Source organism: Streptomyces sp. MB09-02B (assembly GCF_033794485.1).
Lineage (GTDB): Bacteria > Actinomycetota > Actinomycetes > Streptomycetales > Streptomycetaceae > Streptomyces.
Window position 1 is genome coordinate 23,942 of sequence record NZ_JARGEE010000010.1, and the last position, 21,589, is coordinate 45,530.

Genomic DNA, 21,589 nt, shown 5'->3' on the forward strand with positions numbered 1-21,589 from the left:
GCTACTTCCCGCGGTGACGGCGTACGGCATCGGTGTTGGCGCAGCGTGCGGAGCAGTAGGCACGGCGGCCGTTGCGGCTGGTGTCGACGAAGGCCGTCCGACAGGAGTCCAGCGCGCACACACCCATTCGCCCTCCCTCGGCCTCCATGGTGAAGATGGCCAGACCGCCGGCCGTCACGGCTTTCACGCGACTTTGCAGGTCCTGGGCGTCCGGGGTGAAGTGCAGGTGCGGCCGCAGGTCGTCGTGCGTGGTCAGGTAGACGCTGCCCGCGCCATCCGCGAGCAACGCGTTGACGGATTGACAGCGTTCGGTCGCGGAGGACGCCTCGAAGACCGGCCTCAGCCGCCGCGTCCATGTTCGGATTCCCTCGCCCGTGGAACCAGTGACCAGCGGACGGCGGATCTCGTGGTCCCGTAGCGCCTGTTCCAGGGCTTCAGTCGCCCATGCGCCGCTCGATTCCAGGTTCACCAGCGCCACGGCCAGGCGAACCCCGACCATGTTGTCATGCTCAAACCGCATATAACCATTGCATCACCTGACCTCAGCTGAGGCCAGCCGCACGGTCGTACGATGCCTGTACTCCGCACCTCCCCACGGCGGGCGGCAATGTGCCACCGGAGATGCTCCCCGCTGCGCGCTGGGGACACTGCACCGGATCCTGGGAAAAAGATCATGCGTGTCATCGCCGTCGAGGAAGCGTTCTCCGTGCCGCAAGCGGTCCCGTCGAACATGTGGGGAGCGAACGCCGAACTGGGAGGCGAGTGGTTCAAGGAGCTGTCGGCGCGGCTGGCTGACCTGACGGACCAGCGGCTGGCGGAGATGGAGGCCGGCGGAGTGGACGTGCAGGTCCTGTCGCTCACCACGCCCGGTATCGAGGTCATCGACGACCCGGCCGAGGCCGTGGCCACCGCACGGCGTGTCAACGACTACCGGCCGAGGTGATCGCCGCTCACCCGACTCGGTTCGCCGGCTTCGCCGCACTGCCGCTGCAGGACCCCGAGGCGGCCGTGGCCGAGCTGCGCCGAGCGGTGGAGGAGTGGGGGCTCAAGGGAGCGTTGCACAACGACCACATTCGCGGCCACTACCTCGACGAACCGCAATTCAGGCCGCTGTGGGCGGAGTTGGTACGTCTCGGAGTGACGCTCTACGTCCATCCCGCGCCGTCCCGGCAGACGACTGGCAGGTCTTCTCGGGATACCGCGCGCTCAACATGATGGCCTGGGGGTGGACGGCGCGTACCGGCGGCCGTGCCCTCCGACTGATCCACGGTGGCGTGTTCGAGACTTCCCGGGAGCGTCGGTGACACTCGGGCACATGGGGGAGCTGCTGCCGTTCCAGCCGGCCCGGCTCGACAGCCGCTACAAGGTTTTGACCTCCTCCCGCCAGATGCGGCACCTGCCCTCCCACTACGTGCGCAACAACATCCACGGCACCACCAGCGGCGTCTGCTCCCACGCGGCCCTGCTGGGCGCCACCCACGCCGTGGGCATCGGCCGGGTCCTGGTCGCCGTCGACTACCCCTTCGAGTCCACCGTCGAGGCGATCGACTTCCTGCGCACCGCGCAGTACGCCCCCGCCGACCTGGACCGCATCGCCCACGGCAACGCCGAACGAATCCTCCACCTGTGAAAGGGCCCTGCCTGCCCCGCCCCCGGCCACTCACGGATCGGGCAGCGGAACCGTGACCCGGCGGGTGAGGTGCTGAGGAGGTCCGCCACCGGCCCAGGCCCGCCCGCTGGCTTCGCTCACTTATTCGAACAATGAAGGCGACATCGCCGCAATGGGCCCTCAGGAACGCAGGTAGGCCAGCACCGCGCGCACCCGGCGGTGGTGGTCGGTGTCCTCGACGTACAGGCCCAGCTTGGCAAAGATGCTGCGGACGTGATTTTCCACCGCGCCGACGCTCACCACGAGTTTGCGCGCGATGGCCTGGTTGGAGTGCCCCTCGGCCATGAGTCCGAGCACCTCCCGCTCCCGCGCGGTCAGCGTCGCCAGGGGGTCGTTGCCACGGCGCCGAACCATCAGCTGGGCCACCACCTGCGGATCGAACACCGTCCCCCCGGCGGCGACCCGCCGCAGCCCGTCAATGAACTCGTCGACGTCCACCACCCGGTCCTTCAGCAGGTAGCCCACGGCTCCCCTGGCGTCGGCCAGCAGATCCTCGGCATAGGAGACCTCCACATACTGCGACAGGATCAGCACCGGCGCACCGGGAACCCGCTTGCGGGCCGCAACTGCGGCCTTCAGGCCCTCGTCGGTGAACGAGGGGGGCATCCGCACATCCACCACCGAGACGTCCGGGCGGTGCTCGACCATGGCAGAGACGAGGCTGTCGCCGTCGCCCACCTCGGCGACCACCTCGAACTCGAACTCCTCCAGCAGCCGGACGAGTCCGGAACGGATCAGCACGGCGTCGTCGGCGACCACTACCCGCATGGAACCTCCATCACCACCACTGTCGGGCCTCCCTCGGGGGAGTGGACCACGAGATCGCCCTCGACCGACCTGGCGCGGTCGGCCAGCCCCGTGAGGCCGTGCCCCTTGGCCAGATGGGCGCCGCCGATGCCATTGTCGGACAGGGTCAGGATCAGCCGGTTCGCGGTCCGGGACAGGGTGAGGCGCGCGGCGTCGGCGCGGCTGTGCTTGGCGACGTTGGTCAGGGCTTCGGCGGCCACAAAGTACACGGTGTTCTCCACTGCGGCGGAGAAGCGGTCCGGGACCGGGACGTCCAGCTCCACCGGCACCGGGCTGCGGGCCGCCAGGGCCGCCAGGGCATGGGGTAACCCTCGGTCGGTGAGTACCGGGGGCGCGATCCCGCGCGACAGCGTGCGTAGCTCCTCCAGAGTCTCCCGAGTCTCGGAGATGGCGCCGGCGATGGTGGCCTGTGCCATGTCGGGGTCCTTGGCGAGCTGGCGCTGTGCCCGCGACAGCTCCATGGCCAGGTGTACGAGCCGCTGCTGGGGCCCGTCGTGGAGATCGCGCTCCAGGCGCCGCATCGCGCTCGCCTCGGCCGCGACGGCGGCGGCCCGCCCCTCGGACAGGTCAGCGATACGCTCGTGCAACTCGCCGACCGCCGTCAGCAGGACGCGCCCCAGGTTCGCCCTTGCCAGGGCGGTGCCGCGCACGACGAACGGCAGGGCGAGGGCGAACAGCGCGCCGATCGTCACGTAGAACGCTGACGCGAACCAGTAGTTCTCCACCCCGACCAGTTTGGGAAGCTTCTGCAGGTTCTCCAGGCCCACCGCCTCGTGGATGATCCATCCGTACAGCGGCCAGGTGAGCGTGGACAGCGTCACCAACCACCACCCCACGGTGATCACGAACACGATCACGGATACGGGAAAGATCACGATCCCGTACAGGAGGTCCAACCAGTACTGGCCGCCGCCCAGCGGGGCGATGCTCCGCCGGAAGACACCCGATCCCTCGGCAGGCTCGTTGTACACCGGCCGAGCCACGGAATGGCCCAGGACTTCCGGCAGGACGCGGCGCTCGACCTCGGCGAATCCGCGTGCGATCCGCAGGGCGAGCGCCAGGATCGGCAGTCCGATGCCGATGACCGACGTGGCCACGCCGAGTGCCAGGACGGGGATGACCAGGGCCACGCCCATCAGGGCCAAGGGGAAGGTGGTCAGCGAGTAGAGGGTGGGGGCGCCGACTTGGCGCGCTTTCGGGCGCATGCTCGCATATTAGGCGGCGAGTTGTCGGCGATGATCGGGGCAAGCATGCCGGTTCGGGGGAGGGCCGACACTACCTCGGGCGACGGCGCGGTACCGGTGACGGCGTCGCCGGGACCGGCCCGTCACCGCGGCTCCGGCCTCGGTGGGGATCGCATGAGGTGAAGGCGATCCCCATGTACCTCGCGCCGCCGCAACGCACGTGGCAGCGCTCTTCATCACGCCGTTGAAGCCCACCTACCGGTGCGAGCCGGACAGCGCTCGCTCGGTGGTGGTGCCTGCACCATCACGCACTGGTGTGCGCGCGGGATGTCCGCTCCCCTGGCGCGGCTCCTAGGTTGTTGCTACCGGTCACGGGCTTGCGCGGCAAGCCGCCCGCAGTCCCGGAGCCGGCGGTGTGAACGGCTCGGTGACGAGCCCGGGCCGACCGAGCCGGACACATGACGACCAACACCTTCACTTATTCGATTGTCCAGATGGGAACACCATGATCTCCGCGAAAGGCCTGCATAAGAGATACGAGAAGACGGTCGCGGTGGACAATCTGTCCTTCGATGTCCGGCCAGGGGTGGTCACCGGCTTTCTCGGTCCCAATGGCTCGGGGAAGTCCACCACCATGCGGCTGATGCTCGGCCTCGACCACGGCGGGGGCGAGACCCTGTTCGACGGTGAGCGGTTCACCTCGATCCGTCGGCCGATGAACCACGTCGGCACCCTGCTGGAGGCCAAGCAGTTCCACCCCACCCGCTCGGCCCGCAACCACCTGAAGATGCTCGCTTCCGCCAACGGCATCGCCAACGCCAGGATCGACCGGGTCCTGGACCTGGTCGGGCTCGGCTCGGCCAAGCGCAAGAAACCCAAGGGCTACTCGCTGGGCATGTCACAGCGCCTCGGCCTGGCGCAGGCGCTGCTGGGCGACCCGCACACGCTGATGCTGGACGAGCCGACCAACGGCCTCGACCCGCACGGCATCCACTGGATGCGCGATCTACTCAAGAGTCTGGCCGCCGAGGGCCGCACCATCTTCGTCTCCAGCCACTTGCTCTCGGAGATGCAGCTGATGGCCGACGAGCTGGTCGTCATCGGCCGCGGTCACATGATCTTCAACGGCGACGTCGATCAGTTCGTCCGCGAGTTCACCACATCCACGGTGATCGTGCGCAGCCCCTTTGCCGACGCCTTCCTCTCCGCTCTCGAAGCCAAGGGCGCGAGGGTCGTCAAGGGCGACGACGGCGAACTGGTCGTCTCGGAAATGGAGATCGGCATGGTCGGGCACCTTGCCTTCACCGAGGGCATCGAGCTCACGGAGCTCTCCAGCCGCTCGGCCTCACTCGAAGAGGCCTTCATGTCCGCCACCGGCGCCGCCGAGCAGTTCGTCGCCGAAAAGCCGAGCCAGACCGCTCAGACCCCCGAAGGTGCCCAGAATGCTTGATGCGCTCAGATTCGAATGGACGCGGCTGCGCACGCTCCGCTCGACCTACTGGATGGTCGGCTCCGGCCTGGTGGCCTCCGCCGTGATCCCGGTGGTCCTCGGCCTCGGCGCCAGCGACGAGCCGCTCCATGCCGACGCCGTGAACCTCAGTGTCAACGGCGGGGCGAGTTTCGTGATCCCGTTCCTGGCGGTGTTCATGGCCGTGGTCGGTATCTTCGCGACCGGCCACGAGTACCGGCACGGCACGATCCAGCCGACCCTGACCGCGCTTCCGCAGCGCGCGCGCCTGATCCTGGCGAAGATCCTGACCGTCACGGCGCTGACGGCCGTGGCCACGCTGCTGTCGATAGCGATCAACGCGACCCTGGTGCTCTTGTTCTGGGGCGAGGTCCCGGGCCTGTTCGACGACCCCGTACGCTCGGCTCTGCTGGGGTACGTGGCCTACAACCTGATCTACGCCCTGGTCGGGCTCGGCTTGGGGCTGCTGTTCCGTGGCGTGCCCTCGGCGCTGGTGGTCATCTTCCTGATGCCGCTGATCATCGAGACCCTGATCGTGGGGCTCACCATGGTCCCGGCTCTGGAATGGCTGGCGTCGGCCGTGAAGTTCCTGCCGTTCACCGCCGGGGAGGAGCTGATGTTGACCAGCCCGGCGAACTTCGGTCCCGCAGCTCCGGACTTCGACTTCTTCGACCGCTGGGCCTCGGGTGGCGTGTTCGCGCTCTTCGCGGCCCTGATCATCGGTACCGCCTGCATCCTGTTCAAGAAGCGCGACGCGTAGTCCCACGACGACGAAGGGCCCGGAGTATCGCTCCGGGCCTGACGTCTGTGGTGGTTCCAGCGGTGCGCGGCCAGACCGAGAGCATGTTCGCCGTTGCGTCGCTTCCGGTGACTCGGCACGACAGAAGGCACGGCTTCACCGGGTGCGCCGACCGGTCAGCCCGAAAGCCCACAAGCGTGCCTGCCCCAACGGGCCGTGCCGGGGCAGTTGGTCGTGGCAACCTGTTCCGCCCCGGAGGAGGAGGGATGTGTTGTGCGTCATGACCTCGCTCGCATCACTTCTCCCCAGGGACTCGCCAGAGCCGATTCCGGCTCGTGATCTTCTGGGAAGTTGTCTACCGAGCCCCTCACCTGGCCCGCAGGACGTCGAGCGCTGTGAGGGCCACGTGCAGTTCGGTGCGGTGTTCGCCGGACTCGAGATCGCAGTCGAGTATCCGCTCGATGCTGCGTAGACGTTGGTAGACGGTCTCGCGGGACAGACAGCCGGAGCGGGCTGCCAGGGTCTTGTTGCCTGCCGCGTCAAGGTAGTGGCGCAGGGTCGTCAGCAAGTCCGTCCCGTGGCGGGCGTCATGGTCGAGGAGCCGGCTCAGTCGGCGCTCGGTGAAGTCCTGGATCCGGGTGTCCTCCCGGAGCGCGAAGAGAAGGCGGCGCAGGCCGATGTCGGACGGCTGGTGGTAGGAGCGTCCCGGCGGGAGCGGCTGGCCGGGTTCGGTGGCTTCGGTGACGCGGGTCGCCTCGCGGAAGGATCGGGCGACATCGGAGAGGTCCGTCGCCTCGCTGCCTGCGCTGACGGTGGCCCCCGGCACCGACTCGAGTACGGTGCGGCTCAGGTGTTCGACCACGGGTGCGCAGGGCTGGCCGGGGCGCAGGGACAGGAGGATGCCGAGGCGCGTGGGGCTGAGAACACCGACGAAGGCCTGTGTCCCCTGCTTCTTCAGCTCTTCGCAGAGGAGGGCCTCGCTCGTCGTCGCGTCAGTCTCCTGAGGGAAGTCCGCGAGCACGGCCATGAAGCTGCAGTCCTTGGTGGACAGACCCAGTGCGGCGACCCGGGCATCGGCGTCCGCAGAAGAGTGGTGACGTTGTCCGACGAGGTCGCGCAGGAGATTGCGGTGTGCGGTGCGTTCCCAGGGCACGGGGTGGATGACGCGGGCGATGGTCAGGGCCATCGCAGCTCTCTCCAGGACCGTCACAGCGGTGGGGCCGAATATCGAGGGAGTGGGCCGGCGTGACGGGGCGGGCAACATGACCACCCGGCCCCATCTTTCGCCCTGGTACTCCACAGATGTCACGAGCCAGCCGCCGGGTCCGGACACGGAGGTGCGGCCGGCGGAAGGTGTCGCTCGTGAGCGCCGTTCCCAGTCGCTGAGCGCCGCCTCGACCGTGCCTGCGGAGGGCGCGCAGATCAGTGCCTGGTGGGCCAGGTTCTCCAGCACGACGGTGTGGCCGCTCATCTCAGCCGCGGCACGTACGACCTCCTCGGGCACAGCGCCGCGCAGCGTGAGGGCGGTGAACGCCTCGTGAATGCGCTGGGTCCGGCGCATCTCCTCGGCCTGGTTGCCGAGGATGAGAGCGTGGACGACCTGTGTGACCTCAAGGAAGTTGACGTCCTTGGCCAGGGTCACGAGGGGGAGCCCGCGGACCTCGCAGGCATGGACCAGGGCGTCCGGCGGGCGGTGGTAACGGCGGACCAGTTCGATGACCAAGGCCGCCGCGCCGATGTCGGCGAGTTCGTTCACGTAGCGGCGTACACCGGCCGGCTCCTCGGGCAGGGGCATACCGGTGGTCAGGACGAGCTCGCCGCCCTTGAGGAAAGAAGCAGGATCGGTCAGCTCGGTCATGTGAACCCAGCGGACGGGGCGGTCGAGCAGGTCTGCTCCGGTCACAACCTGCGGCTGCCCGGCGGCGAGGACGGGAAGGGTCAGAACGTCGGCAACGGTGAGCGGATGGCCGGCGGTGGCCATGTCCGGGCCTGCCAAGGAGGTGTCAGGACCGTCGGTGACGGGCCTCGCAGCCGTGTGGTGCTTCTCGTGCATGGGACCTCCCTGGGTGCTCCGTCACCCTGACAATCCTCGCTGACCTGCGCAAGAGCTCTGAGAGGGCTGCTGTGAGCAGGACGAGCGGGGCGTGATGCCGGGTGCGGCTGACACAACGTCCAGATGCCGCGGCGCCGGCGGACAGATCGAGCATTGGCGTCATCGAGGTACGCGGAGATGCTCGACCGGACCGGAGCCAAACCGACGACCCGCCGGGAGACGAACATGACCGCACTGTCGCCGCACCTTCGCCAGGCCACGCCCGTGGTGGCGGTCCGGGGAGAGGGCGTCCACCTCTACGGTGATGACGGCCGCCGCTACCTCGACTTCACCGCCGGCATCGGCGTGACCAGCACCGGGCACTGCCACCCCAAGGTCGTAGCGGCCGCCCAGGAACAGGTGGGCACCCTCGTCCACGGCCAGTACACGACAGTCATGCACCAGCCGCTGCGGCGGCTGGTCGACAAGCTGGGCGAGGTCTTGCCCGAGGGGCTCGACAGCCTGTTCTTCACCAACTCCGGCAGCGAGGCGGTGGAGGCGGCGCTGCGGCTGGCGCGGCAGGCCACCGGTCGGCCGAACATCCTGGTCTGCCACGGTGGCTTCCACGGCCGTACGGTCGCAGCCGCCTCCATGACGACCTCCGGCACCCGCTTCCGGTCCGGCTTCTCCCCGCTGATGAGCGGTGTCGTCGTCACTCCGTTCCCGTCTGCGTACCGGTACGGCTGGGACGAGGAGACCGCGACCCGCTTCGCCCTGAAGGAGCTGGACTACACGCTCCAGACGATCTCCTCGCCCGCCGACACGGCCGCGATCATCGTCGAGCCGGTGCTCGGCGAGGGTGGATACGTCCCCGCCAACCGCGCCTTCATGCAGGGCCTGCGGGAGCGGGCGGACCGCCACGGCTTCCTGCTGATTCTCGACGAGGTACAGACGGGCGTCGGCCGCACCGGTCGCTTCTGGGGTCACGACCACTTCGGCGTCACGCCCGACATCCTCGTCACCGCCAAGGGTCTGGCCAGCGGCTTCCCGCTGTCAGGCATCGCCGCCTCCGAGGAGCTGATGACCAAGGCGTGGCCCGGCTCGCAGGGCGGTACGTACGGCGCCAACGCCGTCGCCTGCGCCGCGGCCTGCGCCACCCTCGACGTCGTCCGCGACGAGAGGCTCGTCGAGAACGCCGAGGCCATGGGCAAGCGACTTCGCCAGGGCCTGGAAGCGGTGGCCGACCGGACCGCAGGCATCGGCGACGTACGCGGCCTCGGTCTCATGCTCGCCACGGAGTTCGTCACCGAGGACGGCGGTCCGGACCCCGAGACGGCCGCCCGCGTGCAGCGTGCCGCTGTCGACCAGGGCCTGCTCCTGCTCCTGTGCGGTGCCTGGAACCAGGTCGTGCGGATGATCCCGGCCCTGGTGATCGACGAGACGGCGGTGGACCAGGGACTCCAGGCATGGGCGGCCGCGGTGGAGGCCGGCACATCGGGAGCGGCGCGGCGATGACGTGACCGGGCCGGGGTGCCGTCCTTTCCGGCCGCACCGGCCTGCGCGCACCGAGGGTTCCTGTGCGGTCGTCACCGCGGCGACGGTCCGCCTGGTGGCGACCGCACAGGCTTCGACAACCCTCCCTCGCGTCTTGAGTCAGGAGCTTGCGACGTTGCGCAGGTGAGCAGCCACGGCCCTCGGGGAGGCCGGTGACGGAGTCCGGGCCGCGGCGGGCCCGCATGGTGGCGACGAGCGCCTCGATCAGCCGTGGCCGCGCTGCGGTGACAGAAACGGTCACCGCATCGGGGGTCCGTGCTTCGTCGAGGCGGTCCTTCACGCGACCATGGTCGGGACCATCGAGTCGTCGGCTGCTTTGCTGAGGGGCAGAGGATGCGCAATGGACATTCGGCAGCTGGAGTACTTCCTCGCGATCGTTGATCGTGGGGGGTTCAACCGTGCGGCCTCGGCTCTGTACGTGTCGCAGCCGTCGCTGTCGCAGGCCGTGCGGGCACTGGAGCGTGATCTCGGTTCCGAGTTGTTCCATCGCATCGGGCGTAGGGCAGTGCTGACGGAGGCCGGAAGGGCTCTGATCGAGCCTGCCCGGGAGGCCGTGCGGAGTCTGGAGACGGCGCGGGCGAGTGTCGCGGCGGTGCATGAGCTGCGGGAGGGGCGCCTGGACGTGGCATCCGTGCCGTCGCAGGCGGTGGAGCCGCTGACGAGTCTGGTGAGTGCCTTCAGCCACCGGTATCCCGGCGTCTCCGTGGCCATCAAAGCGGCGTTCACCTCGCGTGATGTGACCGACATGGTGCGCACCGGTGCCGTGGAACTGGGGCTCCTGGCGTCCGCCGGGCCGTTCTCCGAGAAGGAGGTCGTCTGCCATGCGCTGGGGCGGCAGCGCTTTGTGCTGATGGTGCCGGCCGACGGCCCGTTCGCTGATCGGACGGCGGTGGGGTGCCAGGAGCTTGCGGGACAGCGGCTGATCGTCGGGCAGCCGGGTACCGGGATGCGCGCCTACGTCGACGCGCTGCGGGAACAGGGCATCGAGTTCACCGTCGCCGCCGAGACCGAGCACCGGGTGTCGCTCATGCCCCTGGTACTGGCCGGGGTCGGGCTCGCGGTGGTCATGGATTCCTGGCGGGACCTCGCCCGGCAGCTGGGCGCCCGCGTCCTGGACATCGAGCCGGAGAGCACCTTGGACATCGCTCTCGTCAGCCGCCGCGGCAGCCTGTCGCCGGCGGCTGCCGCGTTCGTCACGGCCGCCCTCTCGGCCGCCGGCAGCTGATAGGCGCCGCCTATAAGGGAGATCCGCTTTGCGTCTTGGACGTCCCGCGGACCGCCTTGCTGCAATCGACGGCATGACGACCAACCACCGCATTGCCCTGATCCCCGGCGACGGCATCGGCGCCGAGGTACTGCCCCCAGCACAGCAGGTGCTCGATGTTCTCGGCCGCCGCCACGGCTTCAGCCTGTCCTACACGTCGTACGACTGGTCGTGCGAGCGGTACCTGCGGGAGGGCGCGATGATGCCCGCCGACGGGATCGACCAGCTGCGCGACAAGGACGCGATCCTGCTGGGCGCCGTCGGCTACCCGGGAGTGCCGGACCATGTCTCGCTGTGGGGGTTGCTGATCCCGATACGGCGCAGCTTCCGCCAGTACGTCAACCTCCGGCCCGTCCGCGTCTTCGCGGGCATCGACAGTCCGGTGCGCGGCGCACAGCCGGGCGAGGTCGATCTCGTCATCGTGCGGGAGAACGCCGAGGGCGAGTACAGCGAGATCGGCGGACGGCTGAACCAGGGCACGCCCGAGGAGCTGGCCGTCCAGGAAGCGGTGTTCACCCGGGCCGGGGTCACCCGTGTCGCCGACTACGCGTTCTCGCTCGCCGCCCGCCGCCGAGGGAAGCTCACCTCCGCCACCAAGTCCAACGGCATCATTCACACCATGCCGTTCTGGGACGAGCTGATCGCCGAGCGGGCCGCCGACCACCCCGGCGTCACCTGGGACCAGGAGCACATCGACGCGCTGGCGGCCAAGTTCGTCCTCGACCCCGCCCGCTTCGACGTCGTCGTCGCCTCCAACCTCTTCGGCGACATTCTCAGCGACCTCGCGGCCGCGGTCGCCGGGTCCATCGGGATCGCCCCGGCGGCCAACCTCAACCCCGAGGGCGACTTCCCCTCGATGTTCGAGCCGGTACACGGCTCAGCGCCCGACATCGCGGGCCAGGGCATCGCCAACCCGTTGGGCGCGATCTGGTCCGCGGCCATGATGCTCGACCACCTCGGCCATCGAGCCGCGGCCAGAGACATCACGGACGCGATCGCGTCGGTGCTGGCCAAGACCGATACCCGCACGCGTGACCTGGGCGGAACCGCGACCACCGCCGAGTTCACCGACAGGCTGATCGAGCTCCTCTGAGCCGTGTTCTTCCGCGGTGGGCGGCAGGGACGACGCCGCCCACCAGTCATTCCCGCGCGCCCTCTGCCGCTGCTTCTCCCGCGTCCAGAACCAGCACCGCGACGTGCAGGGACGTGCGTTCCAGACCTGACTCCAGGTCGCAGCCGAGGAGCCGCTCGATGGTGTGCAGGCGCTGGTAGTACGCCTGCCGGGACATGCCGGCGCGTTTCGCCGCGACCGACTTGTTCCCGGCCGCCGCCAGATAGGCGCGCAGTGCCGGGAGCAGATCGCCGCTGTTGCGGTCGTCGTGCTCGATGAGGCGGGTCAGCTGCCGTTCGGCGTACCGCTGAAGACGGGTGTCCTCACGAAGGACGCCCAGCAACTCCGGCAGCCGGACGTCGGCGGGGACGTAGAACCATCGCTCGGGGGAGGACGGTGTGATGGCCTCGGCCGTCTGCTCCGCCTCCTGCCACGACCGGGCGATCCCGCCGAGGTCGGTCACCCCGGGGCCGACGGCGACGACTGCCCGCGGCCCGAGCTCTTCCCGGGCCAGGCGGCCGATCCGCTCGGCGACCGGCTGCCAGGCGCTCGCCTGTGCCAGAGCCATGAGGACACCGATGCGGCCCGGGGCCGTCTCGCCGACCAGGGCGCGGACACCGGTGTGCGTCAGCGCCTTCGCGATCCGTTCATCGAGGTGCTCCCCCTCGGTGCCGGTGTACGGGTGGAGGATGACCACGGCGAACAGGCGGTGTCCGAGGGTGGGCAGTCCCAGTGCCTCGGCGCGGGCGCGGGCGTCCGCGGGGGAGCGGAAACGCCGTTCGTACAGGTCTCGCAGTACGGAGCGGTGGGCCCGGCGCTCCCACCAGGCCTGCCCCGCCAGACGCGCCATGGTCAGCGCGATCGCCGCACGCTCCAGCACCAGGACGTGTTCCGGGTCGGGCTCGGCGCTCAGCCGGTCCCCCAGCAGGACCAGCCGCCCCCACGGGCCGTGGTGGTCCTGCACCGGCGCGATCAGCCACCCCTCCGGGCCGCTCGGCGTGATCCTCTCCGGCGTCGGGGCGGCCCGTGATCGCCGCGACCAGGCCGACACCACCGGCTCGTACGGCCGGCCGAGCAGCTCGCACATCAGGATCCGGTGGGTGAGATCCTCCAGCACCACGGGGGCTCCGGTGAGCTCCGCGGTGGTGTGCACCAGTTCCTCGGGGTCCGCGCCCCGCAGCGTCAGGGCCGTGAAGATGTCCTGGATGTCCCGCCCGCGGCGCAGCAGGGCTCCCTGGGCGTCGAGGATGAGCGCGTGCACCGTGTGTGTGACGTCGATGAACCGGACGCCGCGGGCCAGCTCGACGAGCGGCACATCACGGGCACGGCACGCCGCCACCAGCTCCTGGGGCACCTTCTGGTACCGGTAACCGAGCTCCACGATCAGGCCGGCCGCGCCGACATCCGCGAGCTGGTCGACGTAACCGCGCAGCTCGGAGGCGTTCTCGGGATGCGGCTTGCCGGTCGTCAGTACCAGCTCGCCGCCCTCCAGGAAATCGGCGGGGTTGAGCAGCTCGGTGACATGCACCCAGCGCACCGGGCTGTCCAGCCGTGACTCGCCTGCCAGCACGCGAGGCATCCCTTCGGCGAACACGGGCAGGCGCAGTATCTCCCGGAGTGTGGGGAAGTGGCCGGTTGTGTGACGTCTGGGTGGCATAGGTGGTGCTTTCATCCGAGGGGAATGGGGCTCACCTTCGCATCGGCCACTCATCGTGACAAGAGGGGGGCCGGCTTTGGCGCCGCCCGGTCGTCCGCAGTGACAGACCGTCTCAAGAAGGCCGCGAGGCGGAACACAGTGTGGGTTGCCCCGCAGCTTCCCCCGGGCGGAGAGTGAACGCCATCCCCAGCAGGACGCGAACCGCAAAGGTCCGCACGGTGTCCGGACAGCGCTGGGGCCCGACTGCCACCCACCACACCATCGAGAGGAGCGACCTCATGCGTGTCCCGAAGCGCGTCGCCGTGATCGGTGCCGGCAGCATGGGCAGCCAGGCCATGTGGCGACTGGCCGCCCGCGGAGCCGAGGTCATCGGCTACGACCGCTACGCACCGGGTCACGACCGCGGCGCGGCCGGGGGCGAGAGCCGTATCTACCGAGCCGCCCACCTCGGCGAGCCGGGCTACATTCCGCTGCTGCGGCTGGCGGACCGGATGTGGGAGCAGCTCCAGGCGGAGACGGGCCTGCCGCTGCGACGCCGCAGCGGCAGCCTCGTGATGGGAGAGACCGCCTCACCGTCCATGCGCCTCCTCCTGTCCACCAGCGCCGCGCACGGGCTGGATCACGAGGTCCTGGACCGGGAGGAACTGGCCCGCCGCCACCCGCAGCACCGGCTCCCGGACGGACACACCGCTCTCCTCGACCGGTTGGGCGCCGTCATCAGGCCGGAGGCATCGATCCAAGCCGCCGCCGCCCGTGCCGAGCAACTGGGCGCCCGGCTGCACCGCTACACCACAGTGCGCGAGGTCGTCCCCGCGGCGGGCGGCGGGGTGCGGGTCGTCACCGACCAGGGCACGGACCACGTGGACGCCGCCGTGGTGACCGTGGGCCCCTGGATCAACACCCTGCTCCCGGACCTCCCCCGGACCGTCGACGTCCGCCGGGTGGTCTGCTCCTGGCACCTGCCCACCCGCCACGACTGGTTCGCGGGCGGCGCCCCCTCCTTCGTGCGCGCCGCACCCCACGACTGCTTCGGAATCCCGTCGCCCGACGGCATCTCCGTCAAGCTCGGTCTCTCCCTCAAATACCATGCGCCGGTGCCCGAGCCCGAACGGCTCGACCGTACCGTCCGCCCCGAAGAACTCGGTGTCTTCCGCGAGCTCATCGGTGAACTCATGCCCGACCTGAACCCCGACCCCATCAGGATGTCGGCCTACATGGAGGGCTACACGGAGTCCGGAAACCCGCTCGTCGGTCATCTCCCCGGCGAGGACGACATCATCGTCATGGCCGGGTTCTCCGGCAGCGGTTTCAAGTTCTCGCCCGCGATGGGAGAGATCGCCGCCGACCTGGCGCTCGACGGCACCACGCAGCACCCTGTCGACTTCCTTGCTCCGGCAGGAGTCGGCGCCGCCTGATCTCCGGCGGTTGTCGACGCCATCACCCCCACTCACGTCTCTGTCGCGAGTCATCTGTCGTGAGCATGCCTAAAAAGGGTCGCGCCGGCCCTGACCAGTTCCCCGACACAAGAAAGTGGAGCACTTCCATGCCCATTCCCTCGTTCCAGTTCCGCCCGAAGTACGTCTCGTTCGACTGCTACGGCACGTTGATCGAGTGGCCGATGACCCCCATCACGCGTGAGCTCGTCGGCGACCAGATCCCGGCCGAGCACTGGGACCAGTTCGTCAAGGAGTTCCGCGGCTACCGCTACGACGCGGTCCTCGACAAGTACAACCCCTATGAGCAGACGCTGCAGGCCGCCTTCGAGCGGGTCTGCCGCAAGTGGGGGATCAAGGCGGCCCCGGACGCGGGCAAGCGGCTCGCCGACGGCGTGCGCAGCTGGGGCCCGCACGCCGACGTGCAGGAACCCCTGAAGAAGATGGGCGAGAACTACAAGCTGGTGATCCTCTCCAACGCCGACGACTCCTTCCTCGCGGAGAGCGTGCCCCGGCTCGGTGCGGACTTCCACGCGGTCTTCACCGCGGAGCAGGCCGGCTACTACAAGCCCCGCTACGCCGCGTTCGAGTACATGCTCGACCAGCTCGACGCGTCCCCCGAGGACTTCGTGCACGTCTCCTCGCACACCCGCTACGACCTGATGCCGATGCACGACATGGGCTTCCGCAACCTCGTCCTGCTGGACCGCGGCTGCGACCCGGTCACCCATGGCTACGACTACGTGACCGTCAAGTCCCTGGACGAGCTCAACCAGATGCTGGGCATCTGACGCGCGACGCGCACCCGCTCAGCCGCCCCTCCCGTCCGATCCGCACGTCGTCCCCGCAGCACGGATTCCCCGTATCCCCGTATCCCCAGGAGGCACCGCCATGGAAACCAACCGGACAGGCCGCAGAAACGTATTCCGCACCGCAGGCGCCGCGGCCGCCGCGATGCAGGTCAACAGGCACCTGAGCATCCCGATCGTCACCACCGCCCTGGCCCTCGCGCTCGCCGCGTGCGGGGCGAGCGGCACGGCACAGAACGCGGGGGCGAAGGGCACGACGCAGGGCGGGGGATCCGGCGCGTCGGCCGAGCACACCGACGACATCTCGGTGGGCGTGACGCCGGACGCGAAGGCGGTGAAGCTGCTGCCCGCGGCGGTGAAGGCCAAGGGCACGCTCTCGGTGGCCATGGACCTGGCCTATCCGCCCACCACGTTCATGGCGTCGGACAACAAGACCCCGATCGGCTTCAACCCGGACATGTCCCGGCTGATCGCCGCCAAGCTCGGTCTGAAGCTGCAGATCAACAACGTCAAGTTCGACACCATCATCACCGGTCTGCAGGCCAACCGGTACGACTTCACCGCCTCCACCATGGGTGCCACCAGCGACCGGCTGAAGGTGCTCGACATGGTCAACTACGTCAACTCCGGGACCGGAGTGTCCGTCCCTTACGGCAACCCGCAGAAGCTGGGCACCCACACGCTGTGCGGGCACCGTGTCGCCGTCACCTCCGGCAGCACCGCGGAGCTGCAGTGGCTGCCCCAGCTGTCCAAGCAGGACTGTACGAGCAAGGGCAAGCCGGCCATCGACGCGGTGACCCTGCCCAGCGTGAACGACGCTCTGACCCAGCTGGTCTCCAAGCGGATCGACGCGGTGATGTACGACTTCGTCTCGCTCGAGTGGGCGGCCCGGCAGCAGCCCAAGACGTTCGACGTCCTCAAGCCCCTGGTGGCCACCAAGCCCGTGGCCGTCGCGCTGAAGAAGGACTCTGCGCTGACCCCCGCGGTGCAGGCTGCCATCCAGTCGATCGTCGACGACCCCAAGTACACCGAGGCGCTGGGCCGCTGGGGTCTCAAGGACCTCGGGATCAAGACCGCGGCCATGGCCGTCCCGCAGGACTGACATGTCCACGGATCTGATCGGTATGAAGACCAGGAGCCGACCGGTGTCACAACTACTGGCCGAAGAAAAGAAGCGGATCACGCCGAAACGTCCGCGCGACTACGTCGCCTGGGCCGTCGCGATCGCGATCGTCGCCGGTCTGGTGTGGACCGTGGTGACGAACGAGAACTATCGCTGGCCGGTGGTGTTCAGCTACTTCACCACCGAGACCATCCTCAACGGCCTGCTGATCACGCTCCTCCTGACCGTGGCGAGCATGGCTCTGGGCACGCTGCTGGGGCTGGTGCTGGCGGTGATGCGGATGTCGCACCTGCGGCCCGTCTCCGGGCTGGCCCAGCTCTACATCGCCTTCTTCCGCGGCACCCCCGTGCTGGTGCAGCTGATCTTCTGGTTCAACATCGCGGCGCTGTACCCGAACATCTCCGTCGGTATCCCGTTCACCGACATCTCCACGCCGGTGAACGTGAACGCGATCATGACGCCGATGACCGCGGCCGTGGTGGGGCTGACGCTGAACCAGGCCGCGTACATGTCGGAGATCATCCGCGGCGGGTTCGCCTCGGTTCCCCGGGGACAGCACGAGGCGGCGGAGTCCTTGGGCATGTCGGGGTTCACCAGGCTCCGGCGTGTGATCATCCCGCAGACCATGCCGGCGGTCATCCCGGCCACCGGCAACCAGGTGATCGGCATGCTCAAGGAGACCTCGCTGGTGAGTGTGCTCGGCGTCGCCGACCTGCTGAACAGCGCACAGTCGATCTACGCCCGCAACTACCAGACGATTCCGCTGCTGATCGTGGCCAGCCTCTGGTACCTGATCATGACGCTGGTGCTGAGCGTGCCGCAGTCCATGATCGAGCGCCGTTTCTCCCGCTCGACCAGGACGCGGCTGACCCCGGCCGCCACGCCGGCCGGGCCGGGGGCGGACCGGCCCGTTCCCACCACGAGGGAGTCCCTGCTGTGAACGCCGACGGAACGATCGTCGCACGCAAGCTGTGCAAGAGCTTCGGACGTCACCAGGTTCTGCGTGACATCGACCTGACCGTCGCGGCCGGGGAGATCTCCTGCATCATCGGGCCCAGCGGATCCGGCAAATCCACCCTGCTGCGGTGCATCAACGGTCTGGAGCCCGTCGACCGCGGAGTCCTGAAGGTCAACGGAGAGGACTTCGGCTACGTCGAGAAGGACGACGCCTACCACGCCGTCCGCCCGAAACGGCTGGCCGAGCAACGCGCCCGCATCGGCATGGTGTTCCAGCAGTTCAACCTGTTCCCCAACATGACCGCCGAAAGCAATGTCATGTCCGGACCGGTGTTGGTGCAGAAGAAAAACCGCGCCGCCTGCCGGGAGCAGGCACAAGAGCTGCTGGCCAAGGTCGGCCTCGAGGGCTGCGGCCACAAGTACCCCGCCCAGCTTTCCGGCGGCCAGCAGCAGCGCGTGGCCATCGCCCGCGCGCTGGCGATGGAACCCACCATCATGCTGTTCGACGAACCCACCAGCGCGTTGGACCCCGAGCGCGTGGGTGAAGTACTCGCCGTCATGCGCGACCTCGCCGGCAACGGAATGACCATGCTGCTCGTCACCCACGAGATGGGCTTCGCCCGCGAAGTCGCCGACGAAGTGCTCTTCATGGACGAAGGCATCGCCGTCGAACGCGGCGATGCCCGCGAAGTCCTGGGCAACCCCTGTGAGAAACGAACCCAGGCCTTCCTCGAAAGAGTGCTGTAGGCAGTGGCACCGACAGGTGGCAGCGGCTCCGGCAGCGAGGTTGGAGGAGCAGCTGACCGACTGCGGTGAACGTGACACCCGCGCCCTGCCGGTCCCTGGTCTCCAACGCCCGCCGTCTCGACGTGGCCCCGACCGTCACAGCCGTCAGCGCGGTCCTCATCGCCCTGGCGTCCCCGCCCTCGCACCTGACATCGCCGTCGGCCGGGCACCTGGTGCTGCCCGGCCGCGCCTCCTTCGAAACTCCCCGCTAAGGACCCGACATGAAGACGATTCCCTACTGGATAGAAACCGCCGGGGCGTTTCCCGACCGATCCGGCAAGCCGCTGACCGAGGACACCGACGTGGTGGTCGTCGGCGCCGGCCTGACGGGTCTGTCCACCGCCCTGCACTCCGCCCGCAAGGGCGCCCGCGTCACCCTCGTCGAGAAGGGCCAGATCGGCTCCGGTGCCTCCGCCCGCAACGGCGGCATGGCGAACCTGGGCTTCACCATCGGCGTGAGCCAGGCCATCCGCCGGTACGGACTCGAACGGGCCCGCGAGATCTACAACTCCTACGGCGAGGCCGTGGACACCGTCGAGCGGATCGTGAACGAGGAGTCCATCGACTGCCAGTTCCGCCGCGTAGGACGCCTGGGTGTCGCGTCCCGTCCCGCCCACTTCGAGAGCAAGAAGGCCCAACAACGTGACCTGGCCAAGCACTTCGGACACGAGACCACTCTGATCGGCAAGGCCGAGCTGCGTTCCGAGATCGGATCCGACGCCTACCACGGCGGCCTGCTCGACCCGTTCAGCGCGGCCCTGCACGTCGGCCGCTTCGTGCGCGGTATGGCCGAGGCGTGCGAGCGCACCGGTGTCGAGATCCACGAGCGCAACGCGGCCATCGGCGTGCGGCGTACCGCCGCCGGCCGGTTCGAGGTCAGCACCGAGCGCGGTGTCATCCGCGCCGGGCAGGTCATGATGGCCACCGACGCCTACACCGACAAGAACTTCCCCTGGCTGCGCCGGCAGCAGGTCTGCGTGGGCAGCTTCATCATCGTCACCGAGCCGCTCGGCGAGGAGCTGGCCCGGGACATCATCCCCAAGGCCCGCCTCATCGTCGACTCCAACAAGGTCTGCCACTACTTCCGGCTCACCCCGGACAACCGGCTGCTGTTCGGAGGCCGCGCCCGTTTCGCCCCGTCCGACCCCACCTCGGACAAGAAGAGCGGGGCCGTTCTGTTCCGTGAGATGTGCGAGATCTTCCCGCAGCTCTCCCGCACCAGGATCGAGTACGTGTGGGGCGGCTCCGTCGGCTTCGCCATGGACCGCATCGTGCACGCCGGGCAGACCGAGGACGGCGTCTACTACTCCCTGGGATACGCCGGGCACGGCGTGCAGATGGCCACCCACATGGGGCAGGTCATGGCCGAGGTGATGGACGGCCACCCCGAGGTCAGCCCCGTCCGCGACATCGCCCCGCCCCGCATCCCCCTCTACAACGGCACTGCCTGGTTCCTGCCCTTCGCGGGCGCCTACTACAAGACGCTCGACCGCATCCGCTGACCGGTCGGCAGTCCCACTACACCTACAAGGAGATACTCACCATGACTGTCGTCCGTGATGTTCCCAAGCAGCTGTTCATCGGCGGCGATTGGCAGGACGCGGAGTCCGGCCGGACCCTGTCCGTCGACAACCCCGCCACCGGCGAGGAACTGTGCCAGGTCGCCGACGCCTCACCCGCCGACGGCCGGCGTGCCCTCGAGGCGGCGGTCGCCGCGCAGGCCGCCTGGGCCGCCACCCCGCCGCGCGTGCGCAGTGAGATCCTGCGCCGCGCCTACGACATCATCATCGCGCGCACCGAGGACCTCGCGCTGCTGATGACGCTGGAGATGGGCAAGCCCCTGGCCGAGGCGCGTGCCGAGGTCGCCTACGGAGCGGAGTTCTTCCGCTGGTTCTCCGAGGAAGCCGTGCGCATCGACGGCGGCATGATGACCGCCCCCGACGGCAGGAACCGACTGCTGGTCGCCCGTCAGCCCGTCGGCCCCTGCCTGCTGATCACCCCCTGGAACTTCCCCCTGGCGATGGGCACCCGCAAGATCGGCCCGGCCGTCGCCGCCGGCTGCACCATCGTCCTCAAACCCGCCCCCCAGACCCCCCTGACCACCCTCGCACTGGCGGAGATCCTCACCGAAGCGGGCCTGCCGGCGGGTGTGCTGAACATCGTCACCACCTCCGACGCGGCCGGCGTCGTCGAACCCCTCCTTCGCGGCGGGAAGATCCGCAAGCTCTCCTTCACCGGCTCCACCCAGGTCGGGCGGATCCTGCTGGCCCAGTGTGCCGACACCGTCATCCGCACCTCCATGGAACTGGGCGGCAACGCACCGCTCATCGTCTTCGAGGACGCCGACCTCGACACCGCCGTCGAGGGCACCATGGTCGCCAAGATGCGCAACATGGGCGAGTCCTGCTGTGCGGCCAACCGCATCTTCGTCCACACCTCCGTCGCCGACGAGTTCGCCCAGCGCCTCACCGCCCGTATGGCCGCCCTCACCGTCGGGCCCGGCACCGAACCCGGCACCGACGTCGGCCCCCTCATCGATGCCGCCGGCCGCAGCAAAGCCCACGACCTGGTGCAGGACGCAGTCAAGCGCGGTGCCACCGTCCTGACCGGCGGTGAACTCCCCGAAGGGCCGGGCTGCTTCTACCCGCCCACCGTCCTCACCGGCATCGCCCCCGACGCCGCCATCATCGACTCCGAGGTCTTCGGCCCCGTCGCCGCGATCCGCACCTTCGAGACCGAGGACGAGGTCGTCGCCGCCGCCAACGACACCGAATTCGGTCTGGCCGCCTACCTGTTCACCCAGAACCTCGACCGTGCCCTGCGGGTCGCCGAACGTCTCGAAAGCGGCATGATCGGCATCAACACAGGACTGGTCTCCAACCCCGCCGCGCCTTTCGGCGGCGTCAAGCAGTCCGGCCTTGGCCGCGAAGGCGGACTCGTCGGCATCGACGAGTTCCTGGAGTACAAGTACATGGCCGTCCCCGTCGGAGCCTGAC

At 69.0% G+C, this 21,589-nt stretch carries 21 protein-coding genes; 16 read left to right on the forward strand and 5 right to left on the reverse strand.

The window, feature by feature from the left end; translation table 11 throughout:
• Position 1 precedes the first annotated feature (1 nt).
• The gene (locus tag P1P70_RS03225) at positions 2 to 499 is read right to left on the reverse strand and encodes a CGNR zinc finger domain-containing protein (protein WP_319234376.1); all 498 of its coding nucleotides are present in this window, start codon (positions 497 to 499) and stop codon (positions 2 to 4) included.
• Positions 500 to 673: 174 nt separating this feature from the next.
• Between P1P70_RS03225 and P1P70_RS03230 the strand changes: the two genes are divergently transcribed.
• Genes P1P70_RS03230 through P1P70_RS03240 form a run of 3 tightly spaced genes read left to right on the forward strand, consistent with a single transcriptional unit; the run spans position 674 to position 1,630 of the window.
• Positions 674 to 943 carry a hypothetical protein gene (locus P1P70_RS03230; protein ID WP_319234377.1) on the forward strand — a complete coding sequence of 90 codons (270 nt, stop codon included), beginning with the start codon at positions 674 to 676 and terminating at the stop codon, positions 941 to 943.
• Positions 940 to 1,215 (forward strand): amidohydrolase family protein, encoded by a 276-nt coding sequence (locus P1P70_RS03235; protein WP_319234378.1) that lies wholly within the window; start codon positions 940 to 942, stop codon positions 1,213 to 1,215. Before P1P70_RS03230 ends, P1P70_RS03235 begins: the two co-directional genes overlap by 4 nt.
• Positions 1,216 to 1,225: 10 nt before the next feature.
• Positions 1,226 to 1,630, forward strand: coding sequence for an amidohydrolase family protein (locus P1P70_RS03240; protein ID WP_319234380.1), 405 nt, complete (start codon positions 1,226 to 1,228; stop codon positions 1,628 to 1,630).
• A gap of 159 nt (positions 1,631 to 1,789) precedes the next feature.
• Here P1P70_RS03240 and P1P70_RS03245 read toward each other — a convergent pair whose 3' ends face one another.
• Both P1P70_RS03245 and P1P70_RS03250 read right to left on the reverse strand, forming a co-directional pair.
• Positions 1,790 to 2,437: a response regulator transcription factor gene (locus tag P1P70_RS03245; RefSeq protein ID WP_319234382.1), complete on the reverse strand. Its 648-nt coding sequence runs from the start codon at positions 2,435 to 2,437 to the stop codon at positions 1,790 to 1,792.
• Positions 2,428 to 3,681 carry a sensor histidine kinase gene (locus P1P70_RS03250; protein WP_319234384.1) on the reverse strand — a complete coding sequence of 418 codons (1,254 nt, stop codon included), beginning with the start codon at positions 3,679 to 3,681 and terminating at the stop codon, positions 2,428 to 2,430. The genes P1P70_RS03245 and P1P70_RS03250 overlap by 10 nt, the downstream gene beginning before the upstream one ends.
• Positions 3,682 to 4,165: 484 nt before the next feature.
• Here P1P70_RS03250 and P1P70_RS03255 point away from each other — a divergent pair, with 484 nt between their 5' ends.
• Both P1P70_RS03255 and P1P70_RS03260 read left to right on the forward strand, forming a co-directional pair.
• On the forward strand, positions 4,166 to 5,110 hold the full coding sequence (locus P1P70_RS03255; RefSeq protein WP_319234386.1) for an ATP-binding cassette domain-containing protein: 945 nt from the start codon (positions 4,166 to 4,168) through the stop codon (positions 5,108 to 5,110).
• Positions 5,103 to 5,888, forward strand: a complete 786-nt coding sequence (locus P1P70_RS03260; RefSeq protein WP_319234387.1) for a hypothetical protein — start codon at positions 5,103 to 5,105, stop codon at positions 5,886 to 5,888. Before P1P70_RS03255 ends, P1P70_RS03260 begins: the two co-directional genes overlap by 8 nt.
• Before the next feature lie 346 nt (positions 5,889 to 6,234).
• On the opposite strand, the gene P1P70_RS03265 is transcribed toward P1P70_RS03260, so the two are convergent.
• Positions 6,235 to 7,920, reverse strand: coding sequence for a PucR family transcriptional regulator (locus P1P70_RS03265; RefSeq protein ID WP_319234389.1), 1,686 nt, complete (start codon positions 7,918 to 7,920; stop codon positions 6,235 to 6,237).
• Between the two features lie 225 nt (positions 7,921 to 8,145).
• Between P1P70_RS03265 and P1P70_RS03270 the strand changes: the two genes are divergently transcribed.
• From P1P70_RS03270 to P1P70_RS03280, 3 genes are all read left to right on the forward strand, one after another.
• Positions 8,146 to 9,414 (forward strand): aspartate aminotransferase family protein, encoded by a 1,269-nt coding sequence (locus tag P1P70_RS03270; protein ID WP_319234391.1) that lies wholly within the window; start codon positions 8,146 to 8,148, stop codon positions 9,412 to 9,414.
• A 379-nt stretch (positions 9,415 to 9,793) separates the two neighbouring features.
• A complete protein-coding gene (locus tag P1P70_RS03275; RefSeq protein ID WP_319234393.1) occupies positions 9,794 to 10,678 on the forward strand; it encodes a LysR family transcriptional regulator in 885 nt (294 codons plus the stop codon).
• A 73-nt stretch (positions 10,679 to 10,751) separates the two neighbouring features.
• Positions 10,752 to 11,810, forward strand: coding sequence for a tartrate dehydrogenase (locus P1P70_RS03280; protein ID WP_319234394.1), 1,059 nt, complete (start codon positions 10,752 to 10,754; stop codon positions 11,808 to 11,810).
• Between the two features lie 46 nt (positions 11,811 to 11,856).
• Here P1P70_RS03280 and P1P70_RS03285 read toward each other — a convergent pair whose 3' ends face one another.
• Complete coding sequence (locus P1P70_RS03285) at positions 11,857 to 13,485, reverse strand: PucR family transcriptional regulator (protein ID WP_319234396.1); 1,629 nt, start codon at positions 13,483 to 13,485, stop codon at positions 11,857 to 11,859.
• Between the two features lie 278 nt (positions 13,486 to 13,763).
• Here P1P70_RS03285 and solA point away from each other — a divergent pair, with 278 nt between their 5' ends.
• The 8 genes from solA to P1P70_RS03325 all read left to right on the forward strand — a co-directional run bounded on the left by solA (position 13,764) and on the right by P1P70_RS03325 (position 21,588).
• The gene (gene solA, locus P1P70_RS03290; protein ID WP_319234398.1) at positions 13,764 to 14,900 is read left to right on the forward strand and encodes an N-methyl-L-tryptophan oxidase; all 1,137 of its coding nucleotides are present in this window, start codon (positions 13,764 to 13,766) and stop codon (positions 14,898 to 14,900) included.
• 128 nt (positions 14,901 to 15,028) lie between these two features.
• Positions 15,029 to 15,709 (forward strand): haloacid dehalogenase type II, encoded by a 681-nt coding sequence (locus P1P70_RS03295; protein ID WP_319234400.1) that lies wholly within the window; start codon positions 15,029 to 15,031, stop codon positions 15,707 to 15,709.
• A 100-nt stretch (positions 15,710 to 15,809) separates the two neighbouring features.
• Positions 15,810 to 16,829, forward strand: a complete 1,020-nt coding sequence (locus P1P70_RS03300; protein ID WP_319234403.1) for an ABC transporter substrate-binding protein — start codon at positions 15,810 to 15,812, stop codon at positions 16,827 to 16,829.
• Between the two features lies 1 nt (position 16,830).
• On the forward strand, positions 16,831 to 17,790 hold the full coding sequence (locus P1P70_RS03305; RefSeq protein ID WP_319234405.1) for an amino acid ABC transporter permease: 960 nt from the start codon (positions 16,831 to 16,833) through the stop codon (positions 17,788 to 17,790).
• A complete protein-coding gene (locus tag P1P70_RS03310; RefSeq protein ID WP_319234407.1) occupies positions 17,787 to 18,554 on the forward strand; it encodes an amino acid ABC transporter ATP-binding protein in 768 nt (255 codons plus the stop codon). Before P1P70_RS03305 ends, P1P70_RS03310 begins: the two co-directional genes overlap by 4 nt.
• A 71-nt stretch (positions 18,555 to 18,625) precedes the next feature.
• On the forward strand, positions 18,626 to 18,805 hold the full coding sequence (locus P1P70_RS03315) for a hypothetical protein (protein ID WP_319234409.1): 180 nt from the start codon (positions 18,626 to 18,628) through the stop codon (positions 18,803 to 18,805).
• 9 nt (positions 18,806 to 18,814) lie between these two features.
• Positions 18,815 to 20,095 (forward strand): FAD-binding oxidoreductase, encoded by a 1,281-nt coding sequence (locus P1P70_RS03320; RefSeq protein WP_319234410.1) that lies wholly within the window; start codon positions 18,815 to 18,817, stop codon positions 20,093 to 20,095.
• A 41-nt stretch (positions 20,096 to 20,136) separates the two neighbouring features.
• Complete coding sequence (locus P1P70_RS03325; protein WP_319234411.1) at positions 20,137 to 21,588, forward strand: NAD-dependent succinate-semialdehyde dehydrogenase; 1,452 nt, start codon at positions 20,137 to 20,139, stop codon at positions 21,586 to 21,588.
• Position 21,589 lies beyond the last annotated feature (1 nt).

Excerpts from the sequence above, each read along its gene's own strand:
- P1P70_RS03225 (WP_319234376.1), bottom strand. The coding sequence starts at position 499 with ATGGTCGGGGTTCGCCTGGCCGTGGCGCTGGTGAACCTGGAATCGAGC.
- P1P70_RS03260 (WP_319234387.1), top strand. The coding sequence starts at position 5,103 with ATGCTTGATGCGCTCAGATTCGAATGGACGCGGCTGCGCACGCTCCGC.
- P1P70_RS03255 (WP_319234386.1), top strand. The coding sequence starts at position 4,166 with ATGATCTCCGCGAAAGGCCTGCATAAGAGATACGAGAAGACGGTCGCG.
- P1P70_RS03280 (WP_319234394.1), top strand. The coding sequence starts at position 10,752 with ATGACGACCAACCACCGCATTGCCCTGATCCCCGGCGACGGCATCGGC.
- P1P70_RS03230 (WP_319234377.1), top strand. The coding sequence starts at position 674 with ATGCGTGTCATCGCCGTCGAGGAAGCGTTCTCCGTGCCGCAAGCGGTC.
- solA (WP_319234398.1), top strand. The coding sequence starts at position 13,764 with ATGCGTGTCCCGAAGCGCGTCGCCGTGATCGGTGCCGGCAGCATGGGC.
- P1P70_RS03295 (WP_319234400.1), top strand. The coding sequence starts at position 15,029 with ATGCCCATTCCCTCGTTCCAGTTCCGCCCGAAGTACGTCTCGTTCGAC.
- P1P70_RS03285 (WP_319234396.1), bottom strand. The coding sequence starts at position 13,485 with ATGCCACCCAGACGTCACACAACCGGCCACTTCCCCACACTCCGGGAG.
- P1P70_RS03325 (WP_319234411.1), top strand. The coding sequence starts at position 20,137 with ATGACTGTCGTCCGTGATGTTCCCAAGCAGCTGTTCATCGGCGGCGAT.
- P1P70_RS03265 (WP_319234389.1), bottom strand. The coding sequence starts at position 7,920 with ATGCACGAGAAGCACCACACGGCTGCGAGGCCCGTCACCGACGGTCCT.
- P1P70_RS03250 (WP_319234384.1), bottom strand. The coding sequence starts at position 3,681 with ATGCGCCCGAAAGCGCGCCAAGTCGGCGCCCCCACCCTCTACTCGCTG.
- P1P70_RS03245 (WP_319234382.1), bottom strand. The coding sequence starts at position 2,437 with ATGCGGGTAGTGGTCGCCGACGACGCCGTGCTGATCCGTTCCGGACTC.
- P1P70_RS03300 (WP_319234403.1), top strand. The coding sequence starts at position 15,810 with ATGGAAACCAACCGGACAGGCCGCAGAAACGTATTCCGCACCGCAGGC.
- P1P70_RS03320 (WP_319234410.1), top strand. The coding sequence starts at position 18,815 with ATGAAGACGATTCCCTACTGGATAGAAACCGCCGGGGCGTTTCCCGAC.
- P1P70_RS03270 (WP_319234391.1), top strand. The coding sequence starts at position 8,146 with ATGACCGCACTGTCGCCGCACCTTCGCCAGGCCACGCCCGTGGTGGCG.
- P1P70_RS03275 (WP_319234393.1), top strand. The coding sequence starts at position 9,794 with ATGGACATTCGGCAGCTGGAGTACTTCCTCGCGATCGTTGATCGTGGG.
- P1P70_RS03305 (WP_319234405.1), top strand. The coding sequence starts at position 16,831 with ATGTCCACGGATCTGATCGGTATGAAGACCAGGAGCCGACCGGTGTCA.